Source organism: Mycolicibacter heraklionensis, assembly GCF_019645815.1.
In the GTDB taxonomy this organism is placed as follows: Bacteria; Actinomycetota; Actinomycetes; order Mycobacteriales; family Mycobacteriaceae; genus Mycobacterium; species Mycobacterium heraklionense.
The window spans coordinates 4,983,656-4,997,754 of record NZ_CP080997.1; the positions used below are offsets into that span (position 1 = coordinate 4,983,656).

2 protein-coding genes are annotated in these 14,099 nt (G+C 68.4%); both read right to left on the reverse strand.

Annotated features, from left to right (window positions below; genetic code table 11):
• Positions 1 to 90: 90 nt before the first annotated feature.
• A complete protein-coding gene (locus K3U94_RS23100) occupies positions 91 to 7,368 on the reverse strand; it encodes a beta-ketoacyl synthase N-terminal-like domain-containing protein (protein ID WP_220695170.1) in 7,278 nt (2,425 codons plus the stop codon).
• A gap of 6 nt (positions 7,369 to 7,374) precedes the next feature.
• Positions 7,375 to 14,079, reverse strand: a complete 6,705-nt coding sequence (locus K3U94_RS24255) for a type I polyketide synthase (protein ID WP_220695171.1) — start codon at positions 14,077 to 14,079, stop codon at positions 7,375 to 7,377.
• Positions 14,080 to 14,099: the final 20 nt, after the last annotated feature.

The following is a 14,099-nucleotide window of genomic DNA, read 5'->3' on the forward strand; positions in this document are numbered from 1 at the left end:
GGACGGCCGTGCCGCGATCGCCCCTAAGCTAGCCGCCCGCCTCGGCCGGCGTCAACAAGGCTCCGGCGAGGCCGGCACCCAGCCTCTGAGTCAGGACGAACTGAACTCAGCCGCCTTGACGGTCTCCCAGTCATCGTCGGTGACCAGGTTTCGCCAGTCGACGGGCAGGGAATCCAGCGCGTCCTCGATGCAGAACCACACCGACTCCAGCGGCGAGGCGCCCGGGGCAGCGGCGGTAATCCGGCTCTCCACATCGTAGTTCGGTGGATGCGGCGCATCGCTGAACGGTGCGAGCGCGTTGATGGCATCCATCACGTAACGCCGCAACTCGGCGTATGGCCGACCGCGCAGCTCCTCGGGCAGGATCGGCCTGCCGAAAATGTAGTCCTGGGCGGCATGGCCGTAGGGAACTTCGAGCTTGTGCGGCAACGGCTCCTCGGGTAAACCGCCCGCGAAGTACACCGGCACGATCGGCATTGACATCTCGATCGCCATGTCCAGCAATGTTGACGTCAGCCGCTCGACCCGCTGGCCCGAGCTCACGCTGCGGGTCCCGTCGGCGTGCACCATGACCGACACTCCCAGGGCCGCGGCTTCGCGCTTGAGCTCATCGACCAGACCGAAGAACTCCTGGGGCTGCTGCTGGTCGAAATAGCGAAGATGCCCCAGCTCCTTGCCGGCCGCCGTATCGATCATCCGCAAGAGATTGCCGACCCAGCCCGTTTCGTGTTTGGCATGGCCGATGGTGACGACCTTCGTGCCGGTCAGCCACGATCCGATGGTGGTGCCCAGCAACGATTCGACCTGCACCTGGTGATTGGCCAGCAAGAGGACGGGCCGGCCGCGCACCGCCGCCATCGCCGCCGGATCGGTGACCACGACGTGTCGTACGTAGCGCGACAGCACCGCCCCCAGGGCCAACTCACCGAACCAGCCGTCCGGCATCCCCGCGCTCTCGGTCCACCAGGCTCGGACCGGTTCCCAGTCGGTCACCGATGACGCGCTCGCGCGACACGCTCCCGGCCGCAGTTTCTCGACCTCGACCGTGATGCGCTCCAGCGGCAGCGCCGGGCAGCTCACCTGCCCGTCGACGATCTGAACCCGGGAGGGGTGAATCGCGTTGTGGACGGCGTCTGCCACCGCCTCCTTGGTCACGATGTCGACCATCAGCGAATCACCTTGGCTGTCCGTGCCGTACACGGCCTGCAGGGTGCCCTTGAACCAGTCGAGTGTTGCCATCCGGGCAGTGTCGAGTTCGAGGACGCCGCGCCCGAGCCGCTCGCTCAGCGACAATCCGGGGACGGGCTGGCGGTCCCCCATGAACGCGCGGCGCTCCGGACCGCCGACCTCGGCCAGCGGACCCTTGCTCAGCAGAAACTCGGCCATCCGGATGCGCGCCCAGGGTTTTCCGTCGGCACTGAGCCACAGGTCGAATGTCGGCATGCGGCCTTCGTCGTCGTCGAAGCCCACGAATCGGGCTTCGACATCAACGGTTCCCGCCACGGGAGCGTCGGCGTAGAACCGGGCCGAGAGAATGCGGCGCGGGAATCCGACATCGGGGTCGCGGGCATCGGCATACGACGCGGGGTCGGCGGTGTCGGTGGTCCACACGCTCATAGCGGTGTGCGGTACCACGTGCAACGCGCCGTCCAGCAGTCCCGGCTGCAGTTCGCCGGCCGGAACGGCGCAACGGTCGATCGCGAGCGTTCCGGTTGAGCCGTTGCGGCCGATGCGGGCGCCATCGGTCAGGGCCGCGAAGGCCGGACCGTGAAACACGGTTCCGTCGTAGGGGTTGGCATAGGGCACCGCACCTTCCAGCGGGGCCGGCGGTTCCGGTGCACCGGTGTACTGCGCGGCCGTGGCGACGACGGCGTGCGCGTGAATCTCCCAGCGGGACAACTCTGCTCGCGGAGCATCACGCCAGACCTCCAGTCGGCCCTGGAAACACCCGGCCTGCTGCGTCTGCTCCAGCACCACCCGCAGCTGCTTCGGGGAGTCGACCACGACCCACCGAACCATCTGGACATCGGTGACCTCGACAACCTTGGCTCCGCCGGTGGCGCGGGCTGCCGCCTGTGCGAACAGGTCCATGACCGACATCATCGGCAGCGAGGGAATGACATAGGTCGGGCAGTGATCGACGATCCAGGAGTCGCTGACCGGATCCAGGGTGACTTCCATTGTGGTGGTCGCGGCCGCCGCGACTGCACCTCCCGCCGACACCGCGGCCGGAGCGGATGTCGTGATGGTGCCGGCACCGACCGAGGAGCGCCCTTCCCCGGTGCCGGCGACGATGCGCATGCCCAGGTTGCTCGCGGTGTAGATGCGCTTGTTGTCCACCCACAGCGATGCCTCGGCGACCGCGAGGACGCCGGCGTCCTCGCGGACGATCCGGGTGATCTCCACCTGCGCCGTGATCTGCTTGTTGGTGGGGATGATCTGGCCGCGATACCGCCAGGTCATGGCGTCGTGCAGGGCGGCCGGCTCGAAGCGTGCGGACGGGCCGGCTTCCTTGCCGAGTCCGAGGTCGAGCATCCCGAACTGCAGGACCTGCAACAGCATCTCGATGCCCAGGGATCCCGGTTGGACCGGGTCCTGGAAGAAGTGCGCTTTGAAGTACCACTCGCCGGGGTTGACGTCTTTGACGCCGCGCCACTGTCCCAGTCCGGCGGCGCCGCCGGTGGGCCAGCGGCCGGTGACTCGGTCGACCATCAGCAGCATCGGGTCCGCCAACCGTGCACCCGCGCCGAAGAACTCGGCGGGTTGGGTGGTCAAGTCGACCACCGGGGCCTCGCAGGCCTGCGCCAGTGCGGCACGTTGTTCGTCGCTGACCGGGAGCCCAACTTGGTTCTGCAGCGCTTCGCGTTTGAAGTAGCCGAACACGGTGTCGAAGGTGTAGACGGGTCCGTCGTCGGCGGTGATCTCTCCGTCGAAGCCGACGATGATGGTGCCCGCGGCTTTGGCCAGGCTCTTCAGCTTCACGTGGATTCGCAGCGTTCCGGTCGCCGGAGTGACCTCGCGGTGCTGGGTCCCGGTCCCGTCCAGGTTGCGGAAGAACAGGTCCGCCTCACCGTCCAGCGGGCAACCGACGTAGCTGGCCAGCCAACCGCAGGGCTGCAGGGCGACCTCCATGAGCACCGCGTTGGGCATCGTCTCGTGCCCGTTGGCGGCGCCGTTCTCGGCGAAATACCAGGCGTCGGCGGGGACGTCGTACTCCACGACGACCTCGGCGCCGGCCTTCATCACGCCGGTCTCGCCGACCAGCTCGGTGACCCGCGACATGAAGTGATACGGCGGGCCGGGCAGCCGGGCCGCCTTGCGGGGCGAGTCGAACTTCTCGAACAGCGGCCCGAACGCCATGGACGGCTTGGCGATCGCGCTGGCGAGCATCGCCTGGTAGTCGTAGCGGAACCCGTTGACTTCGGCGACCGGTTTGGGCTCGACGTAGCCTTCGAGCTCCTTGGCGCCGGAGTCCATCGGCCATCCGGGTGTCAGTTTCAGGCCCATCCGCTCACAGTGGAAGGCGGGCAGCCCGTCGACGGTGCAGAGCAGGTCGGCGAACAGGGTCGGCTCGGGTCCGGCGATCACCTCGCGAACGAAGACTTCGTAGACGACCTCCCGGGACTGCGGCGTGACCTGGCCCCGGCAGCGCAGCTTGTAGGTCTCGAAGGGAACGGGTTCGAAGCGCCAGCCGTCGCAGTCGAGCGTCATGCCCAGGGCGGTCATGTAGATCGCCATGGTCTGCATGGTCGCCTCGTACATCAGCGTGCCGGGCATGCACGGGTCGTTCTTGAAATGACCGGCGAAGAAACAGTTCTCCGGCGTGACGGGCGCGACGGCCCGCAGATACCCGCGGCCCCACGGTCCACCGGTGAAGTCCAGATCGGTGACTTCGTCGACGAAGAGCATGTCGCCGGCGTGGATGCTGGGGGTGCGGGTGTGGCTGCCTGCGCGCTCAAAACCCTCGCCGAACGTGCGCCAGATCTCGCCGGACGCCATCGCCTCCAGATCGGCACGCTGCAGCGAGCTGCGCGACGTCTGGGCGGGCGTCTGCTCCATCGGTCCGCTGACGGTGTGATCCTCAGGGCGCCAAAGGATTCCGCCGGAGGCCGCCAACTCCTCGTCGGTGAAGAAACCCGCTTGGCCGTTGCGCATCGACATCCGCTCGACACCGTCGATGGTGCAGTCGTAGTGGAAGAAGAAGAGCCGAACGTCACCTTGCCGGGCGTGGCCGTCCACATGGATGTCGAAGCGCAGGGTGTCGCCGATCTCGGGCAGGCCGCCCAGGTAGGTCACCTCGCAGCCGAGCAGCCGGTAGACCCGCTCGCCCTTGTTGAGCAGATCCGCGCCCATCCAGGAGATGAGCATCAGGTCGGCCTGCCCGCTTTCGATCATGATTCCGGCGGGCATCCGGCCCTGCTGTAGCCACCAGGAGTCGGCGGTGACATCGGTTTCGGTCCAGAGCGTTCCGGTGCCGTTGCGGGCGGGCTCCGCGTCGATGCCCAGCAGCCGATCTGCCAGCAGCAGTGGCGGTTCGGGCATCCGGACCTGTCGTGCGTACTGGTCCTGCTCGGCGAACGCCGGGCCGAAGATCTCGGAGATGTTCCCCGAGGAGTGCACGAGCAGTCCGTCTTTGTCGAGCTTGAGTCCGACCGGCTCGCGCTTGACCGTCGGCGTCGGGACCACCTTGTCGACCGGCTTGGCGGGCTGGATTGCCCGGCTGGCGCCCGCGGGCATGGTGACGGTGGCGGGAGTCGGCGCGGCCGCTGCGGCGGGCTGCGGCTCCGGCGGCGGCGTAGCCGCGGCCACACCCAACGGCAGCCGGGCCAGCGACTCCGCGACCGTTGCCAGAGCCGGAGGCATCGGGAGTTGTGTTGGCATGAATTGCTCCAGTTGGTGAGGGGGGTTCGTTCCTGGGGCCGGGACGCGTGGTGGAAGTTGGACCGCGGGCAGGTGCGCGGGAAAGTTGAGGTGGATGGGTTTCCCGACGGCGTTGGCGGCTGCCGGCGCCATCAATGTCATGGCCTCGGGCCCGGTTGCCGACGACACCAGCGTGATGTGTTGTCGCTGATCGGCCATTCCGGTGAGCTCGACGGCGACGCGCCGTTGCTCGGAGGTCCAGGGCTCGCCGTCGGGCCACACACTGAGGGCTCCGTAGAGCACGCCGGCGGCCACATGCAACAGTCCCGAGGCGGCGTGCGCGTGACCCAGCAGGGCCGAGAGATTCACCGCACCGGGAACGGTGCCCAGGTGCAGACATTCGGCGTCCACCGATTGATCGGGAAGCAGGGTCGCGTACACCGGGTCACCGTCGCGGCGCGCATCGGCGGCGCGCTTGAGCACGAGAACGACGGCGGCGTCGGCGGGTACCTGCTCGTCGGCGGGCAGTAATGCACGAGCCGCCGCCTGGTGCACGGGTTCGCAGCTGAGATCCACCGCGCCCACCACGGCCGCGTCGACCTCTCCGCGCCGCAACGCCCGCGCGGCCATCTCGAGGGCCGTGGTGCCTGAGAGCTGTTCCCGGGACACCGTGAAACTCGGCCCCCGTAGATCGAATTGGCTGTTGAGACGATTCGCCACAATGTTGGGCATGGCGCCCACGACGCCCGCTGCGGTCCACCCCGCAACGACGCCGTCCCGAGCCGCGGCGAGCTGCTCGGGGTCATCGAATTCGTCGGCCAACCGCCAGCGCAGCCCGAATCGGTTGACTTCAGGGTCGCAGCCCATTCCGACGACGACGCTGGTGGTGTCCGGCGGCAGGCTCTTGATCAACTCGCCGATGTTGAGGGCCGCACCGAGCAGGGCCAGCTGTTGGGGCTGGGTCTGTTTGAGATCGGCTGGCGGGAAACGGGTTTGGGTTAGATCCAGACAGACCTCAGCCATGCGTGCGCCGCGGATTCCGTCGCCCGTGCCGGTGGGTATCGGCTGACACGTCGTCAAGTGCTCAGCGACGGAGGCGGTTCCGTGTCCGTCGCCGACCAGCAGGCTCAGGCCGACGATCGCGACTTCCTGCTCGGGCCGGGGCGCGGCGGTCGGCGGAGCCGGCGTTGGACCGCTCCCTTCGACCCATTCTTCGAGCAGCAGGTGGGCGTTGTTGCCGCCGAAGCCGAAATTGTTGACCGCGGCGCGGCGCGGGCCGTCGCTGTCCCACGGCTCGGCCTCGGTGAGCAGCCGGAACGGCGAGTCGGCGAGGAAGGGCAGCGGATCATCGGCATGCAGGGTCGGGGGACGTACCCCGGCCCGCATCGCTGCGAGCACTTTGATGGCACCCGCAGCGCCGGACGCCGTGATCGAATGGCCCAGATTGGATTTCAGCGATCCGATCGGCACGTCGGACATGCCGGTGAAAATGTGCGCCATGCTCATCAGTTCGGTCAGGTCGCCGCGCGATGTCCCGGTGGCGTGGCATTCGATGAGCGAGACGTCGCGCGGCTCGAGTCCGGCCATCTGGTAGGCCAGTCGCATTGCGCGTTCTTGGCCGTCCTGGGAGGGCACCAGAAATCCGTGTCCCCGACCATCGTTGCTCAAGCCGACACCCCGGATCACACCCAGGATGGTGTCGCCGTCGGCGATCGCATCGTCAAGCCGCCGCAGCGCCAGGATGGCCGCGCCTTCGGCGGGGACCAGCCCGTCGGCGCCGTTGTGGAACGGCCGCGACCGGCCCGTTCGGCTGAGCGCCTGTAAGGCGGTGAAGCCGATATGCAGCAGCAGGTCACTGGCGCCGTTGACGCCACCGGCGAACATGATGTCCGCGGTGCGGTCGTGCAGCCGATCGCAGGCCAGCTTGATGGCATACAGCGATGAAGCGCAGGCAGCGTCGAGGGCCGCGGCTCCGCCCGTCAAGCCCAGCGCCTGTGCGATCAGATGTGCCGGCAGCCCGGACATGAAGCGATTGCGCCAGTCCACCCCAGACTCGACGCCGGGTTGTTGTCCTCGCCAGACCGTTTCGGCGAGATCGGTCATCTTCTTTGTCGGGTAGCTCAGGTTGCCCAGGACTATCCCGGCGGAACCCGGGACTTCACCCGCGCGCCATCCCGCACTGACCAGGGCTTGTCTGGCCGCCTCGATGCCCCACCGGTAGAGCGGGTCGAGCCCGGCGAGAACGTCAGCGTCGAGAAGCAGTCCGCGGGGGTTGAACACGTCATCGAAGCCGCGGACATAGCCGCCGCGATCCGACCAGGTGCGGTCGAGTTCGGGTACGTCCGCCGGGGCACACCGGACACGAGCCGGCGATACGCCCCAGTAGTCCGGGCCGGCCGAGCCCAGCACGTCGCGGCCGTCGTGCACGGTTGTCCAGAGCTCACCCGCATTCAGTCCCCCGGGCAGGACACAGCCCTGCCCGACGATCGCGATGGGATCAAACTTCACTTCGAATCAGCCGCCGTACGGATACAACTCGAGTCGTCTGAGACTGAGCACCAGCTGGTTGTCGGCGTCGATCAGATCGAGGTCGCAGACGGCGCGGCTGGTCTTGGCGTCCCCGCCGGTGAGGACGCACCGCAGGCCGGCGCTGAGCGCACCGGATCGGTAGCGCACGATCTCGCCCACCCGCAGCGGCAGGACATTGCGGCCGAGCAGCTCATAGCTCCAGACCAGTGCCGCCTGAAGGCATCCGTCGACGGCGGCGGGGTCCGTCGCCCAGCCCTCCCCCACCCAGCCCACGGACGTCAATCCGGACAGCTGGGCCGTCGCGGTCGTCTCGGCGCAATCCATGCTGTCGAGCACCTGGAATGCCGCTCCGTGGAACAGTGCCCCACCGGTGTAGCAGGCTTCGCGGTCCAGCCTGCGGTTGCCTGGCGTCGACGCCGGGGCGCTCGGGACGACGGCTGCGCCCGAACGCATCTCGAGTTTGGCCGAGTAGTACGCGGTCGAGTCCTCGATGTCGGAGAGCGTCAACGTCAACAGCTCGGGACGATCCTCGACGGGCACGCAACGCACCAGCAGGGGCGTGCCGTGCTTTTCGAACTCGTAGAGCGTCACGCCGCGCAACACTCTGAGGTCGAGCACCCGATCCACGTGGTAGCCGGGCCGGCACGCCTCGGCCATCCGGATGAACCATTCGAGCGCCTGCACGACGGGCAATACGACATTGCCCTGGACCCGATGGTCCAGCAGGTAGGGCTGCTGCGCCACGTGAGCGAGCACCCGCGCGACCCGGCCCTCCGGCGGTATCGGATGCGTGGGCAGCCCGGCCAGCACACCGTCGCCCAGGGTCACCTCGGAACTGCCGGTCTCGCCGTCGAGGACCTCGGCGACGAACGCACACGCGCCGTCGGCGAGCGGAATCAACGAGATGCCACGGGACTCGAACATCGCTTTGAGCCCCGGCGTTACCATTCCGGAATCCCAAGGGCCCCAACCCAACGCCCGCACCAAACAGGACGGGCCGCGACGAGCCTGTTCTGCCAGGGCCACCTTGTTGAGGATTTCGTTGGCCATGGCGTAGTCGCTTTGACCGACGTTTCCGCTGCGCGCGGCCACCGACGAGAACAGGCAGATCACCTTGAGCGCATCGTTGGCCGTCGCATCCAGCAGCGCGCAGGCGCCGCCGACCTTGGTCTCGAAGACCCGGTCGAACCCGTCGAGGGTTTTCTTGTGCAGTGGCGCATCGGCCAGCACGCCGGCACCGTGCACCAGGCCGGTGATGGGACCGAGCTCGCTTCGCACGCTGTCCAGCAGCGCACTCAGCTGCGCGGCGTCCCGGACATCGGCGGCGGCGTAGCGGACCCGGGAACCGGCCGCCGTCAGCGCGGCCAGGGTGGCCCGCACCTCGCGGTCGGCCAGGATGCGCTGCGCCTGCTGCTCCAACTGCTTCGGGGTGACCTTGAGCCCTTGAGCCGCAGCGCTGGCGAGCAGCGCCCGCTTGAGCTCCGCATCTGTGGTCAGCCCCTGCGCCTCCGGCGGCTCGTCGGTGAGTTCGGTGCGCCCGATCAACACGAAAGCGGCCTGGGTCTGCTGCGCCAGGGCGATCACCGAACCGGCGGTCACCCCGCGGGCGCCACCCGAGACGACGATCACGTCTTGCGGACCGATGCGGTGCGTGCGGGTGGTCACCTGTTGCGCGTCCGCGACGACCGTGGTCCGTCCGTGTGAGCTACCCAGGCCCACTTCGAGTTCCACTCCACCGGCCAGGACCTCGTCGGCGATCTGCTCGGCGATGACGAGTGGGGAACGGTGGCCGACGGCGATGTCGATTGCCTTGACCTGCGCGCCGGTCCACTCCTGCGCGGCGGTCTTGGCCAGTGCGCCGATCCCGCCCGACCAGGCCCGCAGGCCGGGATCGGTGAGCAGACCGAACGTACCGCCGGTGTCTTGAACGGTGACGAAGACACCGCCGCGCTCTGCGAACTGCGCTGCGACGCAGTGCGCGTCGGCGAACAGGACCCGATTGAGGGCAAGCGCCTCGTCACGAGTGGTGATTGGCCGCAGTCCGCCGAGATGGATGACCGCCTCGGCGTCGGCGCTGGGCTTGGCCACGATCACCGCGCGAATGCCGTGGGTGCGCAGAACTGCGGCCAGGGCCTCGGCCGTCTCCGTCAGCCCGTCCTGGGCTGCCTCGGCCGTCACGATCTCGACGGTCTTGGCGGCATACAGGCCGGGCATGCCCATCCCGCTCACCGGAGCGGCGGTGGCGCGTACCGCGTAGCGCGCCACCTCCGCTCCGGTTAACTCAAAAGGGGCGCGATCACCTGCCGATAATCCGTTGGGCGCCACCAAATCCGGTGGTGGTGAACCTATCAGTGATTGCAGGTAGTCGACGATCTCCTGCAACGTCACCAACGCCGCCATCGTCGCCGTGTCCACCTCCGGCAATGACGGAACCCGATCCTGCACCGCCGACAAAATCTCAACCCGCTTAATCGAATCGATCCCCAGATCCGCCTCAAGCGCCATCGACAAATCCAGCATCTCCACCGGATAACCAGTCTTCTCGGCAACCACCGCCAACATGTCCCCGACCAAATCCACACCCACCGCCGCGACCGGCGCAGCAGGCGCGGGCGCAACCGGAGCCGGGGCCGGCGCGGCCACAACAGGCGCAGCCGCCGGACCCAGCAGCGACTGCAGATAGTCGACGATCTCCTGCAACGTCACCAACGCCGCCATCGTCGCCGTGTCCACCTCCGGCAACGACGGAACCCGATCCTGCACCGCCGACAAAATCTCAACCCGCTTAATCGAATCGATCCCCAGATCCGCCTCAAGCGCCATCGACAAATCCAGCATCTCCACCGGATAACCAGTCTTCTCGGCAACCACCGCCAACATGTCCCCGACCAAATCCACACCCACCGCCGGCGCGGCCGAAACCGGTGCGGCCACCGGCGCAGCCGGCGCGGGCGCAACCGGCGCGGGGGCCGGCGCGGCCACAACAGGCGCAGCCGCCGGACCCAGCAGCGACTGCAGATAGTCAACGATCTCCTGCAACGTCACCAACGCCGCCATCGTCGCCGTGTCCACCTCCGGCAACGACGGAACCCGATCCTGCACCGCCGACAAAATCTCAACCCGCTTAATCGAATCGATCCCCAGATCCGCCTCAAGCGCCATCGACAAATCCAGCATCTCCACCGGATAACCAGTCTTCTCGGCAACCACCGCCAACATGTCCCCGACCAAATCCACACCCACCGCCGGCGCGGCCGAAACCGGTGCGGCCACCGGCGCAGCCGGCGCGGGCGCGACAACCACCGGAGCGGGGGCGGCTGCAACAGGAGCCGGCGCAGGCGGCGCCGGCATGGTCGCGACCGCAGCAGGAGCGGCCACCGGCGCAGGTGCGGCAGGCACAGGTGCGGGCGGGGCGCTGACGTGGGCAACGGGAGCCGCCGGCGGCGCGGGCGGCGGAGCGGCCACCGGCGGAGCGGGCGGGGTCGCGACGCCATACGGAGCGACCGGCTGAGCCGGCGCCACCGTGGCTGCGGCGGGGAAAGCCAGCTGAGTGACCGGCATCGGGGTCAGGCCGGTGCTGGAAACCAGGGTCTGCAGCAGGCCCTGCAGGTGGGCGATGGTCTGCTGCATGCTGCCCAGCGCGCCGACCATGTGCGTCACCATCTCGGCTCCGGGCCCGGACATCAGCGGCGTGGTGACCATCGGAACCGGGGCGGCCTGAACCGGCACCGGGACGTGCGTCGGGACATGTGCCGGCAACCCGTTCGCGGCGGGAACGAATGGATCAGCTGTCATGGTGGGCTCCGATACGGTCGCGTGTCCGTTGTGGTCACTGCGGGGGGTGGATTTCACAGACTTTTCGGACTTCTCAGCGGGCCGGGACACCGGCTCGTCGTTGATGTCGGGCCGGCCGAAGTTGGTGCCGGTGAGCTTCATCGTCAGCTTGGGCGCCGGGCGGGTGCGTGGATCGTCGCCGTGGCGGTAGTCCGCCCACATGCCTTCGAAGTTCATCGGGACGCCGGCGGCTACGAGCTGCGCCAGCCCCATCCACAGCGATCGAATCCCATTCCTGCCCTTGGCATCCAGGGAGACCGCGACGTGGTCCTGGCCGGCCAGGCATTTGCCGACGAGGTTGGTGAGCACGCTGCCGGGGCCGACTTCGACGAAGGTTCGGGCGCCGGCGGACCACATCGCCTGAATCTGCTCGACGAACCGCACCGGCTGGGCGATCTGGTTGGCCAGCGTGACCTGCATCTGTTCGGCGCTGCCGACGTACGGCTGCGCTGTTGCGTTGGCGTACACCGGCACCTGCGGCACGCCGAACGGGATGCCCGCCAGGTACGCCGCGAACGGGGCCGCCGCCGAGCTGACGATCTCGGAGTGGAAGGCGGTGGCGACGTCGAGGAGCCGGGCGTTCATGCCCGCTGCGCTGAAGCGCTGCGCGGCATCGGCGATCGCCGCGCTGTCGCCCGAGAGCACGACCTGGTTGGGGGCATTGTGGTTCGCGATGACCACCGACAAACCCCACTCGCCGAGAAGTCTGCTGACCTGCTCGGCGGGGGCGGTCACCGCGCACATCGCTCCGTCGCTGCTGGCGGCGGCCTGGGCCATCAGCGCACCGCGTGCCCGGGCGATGAGCAGCGCGACGTCGTCACTGATCACTCCGGCGGCGCACAGCGCGCTTACTTCACCGAAGCTGTGACCGCCGACGGCGACCGGCGCGATGCCCAGCGAGCGGACGACGGACAGCAGGCTCAGGCTGTGCGCGCCGATACCCGGCTGCGCCCATTCGGTCTTGGTCAGCTCGGCGGCCTGAGCCGCGCGGTCTTCCTCGGTGAACGCCGTCTTGGGCCAGACCACCTCGTGCAGGTCTCGGTCTGCGTTGAGCAGGCCGGCCCGCGCGAGTTCCCAAGGCGCCAAAGCCGGTTCGTAGAGTTGCGGGATGTCGGCACCCATGCCGACGTACTGACTGCCCTGCCCGGGAAACAGCAGTGCGACCGGGCCGGCCTGCCGGCAGGAGTAGTAATAGCCCTTGGGCGAGCTGAATGACGTTTCCCCGCTGAGTGTTTGAAGCTTCGCCGCAGCTTCGCCGAGCATCGCGCGCAGGCTCTCGACACCGTTGGCGACGACGGCGAGGCGGTGCGGTTGGCTGGCGTCATACGCCGATTGGGTGCTGCGTGCGAGGTAGCTCAGCATGTCGGGCGAGTCGACCAGCGAGGCGGCCAGCTCCCCCGCCCGCGCAGCCAGCGCCGCGGCGGAGTCCGCGCCGAGGACCACCAGCTCGGAGTCCCAGGAGCGGTAGCGCGGTGCGTGCTTGCCGGCGCCGGCGTACTCCTCGAGCGTGATGTGGAAGTTCGTACCACCGAAGCCGAACGCGCTGACCGACGCCCGCCGCGGCACGTTCTGGTCGGCGATCCACGGCTTGGTCTGCGTCGACAGGTAGAACGGCGACGATTCGATCTCCAGCCCGGGGTTGGGCCGGTCGATCTTGATGGTCGGCGGGAGGACCTTGTGGTGCAGCGCCATCACGGTCTTGAACAGGCCGCAGGCTCCGGCAGCTCCCTTGGTGTGCCCCACCTGGGACTTGACCGACCCGACGGCGCACCATTGGCGGTCCGCCCGACCCGACTCGTCGAATACCCGGCGCAGGGCGGTGAACTCGGCGACGTCGCCGGCCTTGGTGCCGGTGCCGTGGGCTTCGACGAGTCCGACCGTTTCCGGTCCGTAGCCGGCGGCCTCGTAGGCGCGGCGCAGGGCCTTGGCCTGACCATCCGGGCTGGGGGCGTAGATGCTCTTGGCCCGTCCGTCCGAGGACGTGCCGATGCCGCGGATCACGGCGTAGATCCGGTCGCCGTCACGCTCCGCGTCGTCGAGGCGCTTGAGGGCCAGCATCGACAGGCCCTCGCCCAGCATGGTGCCGTCCGACTGGTCGGAGAACGGCCGGCAGTCGCCGGTGCGCGACAGCGCGGTGACCTTGGCGAAGCACATGAACATGAAGATGTCGTTGAAGGCGTCGACGCCGCCGGCGATCACCATGTCGGCCTCGCGCAGGTACAGCTCGTGCAGCGCGATCTCGATCGCGGCCAGCGAGCTGGCGCACGCTGCGTCGACGACGCAGTTCGTTCCGCCGAGATCAAAACGGTTGGCGATACGTCCGGCGATGACGTTGCCGAGCAGGCCCGGGAAGGTGTTCTCCTGCCAGGGGGTGTAGCCCGACGCCACGCGTTCGCTGAATGCGGCCAGCTCTGAGTCGGAGAGGCCGGCGGCGCGCAGGCCGCGTTCCCAGATCGGCCGGTGCAGGCGACCGCTCATGTAGCCGGACATCTCGGTGCCGCCGGACGAGCCCAGCACCACGCTGACTCGTTCGCGATCGATGCCGGAGATGTCGCCGCCGGCGTAGTCCTCCAGCACTTGCTGCGCGACCCGCAACGCCAACAACTGGGCCGTGTCGGTCGCGGGCACCACGTTCGGCGGAATGCCGAAATCCATCGGCGAGAAGTCGATGGCGGGCAAGAACCCCCCGCGGCGGGCGTATACCTTGTCAGGCGTGCGAGGATCTGCGTCGTAGTAGTCGTCGATCCGCCAGTGCGACTCCGGTACGTCGGAGAATAGGTCGGCACCTTCGACGATGTTGCGCCAGAATCGCTCGGCTTCCGGGGACCCGGGAAACAGTGCGCTGACGCCGACCACTGCGACAGGTGGATGTTTGG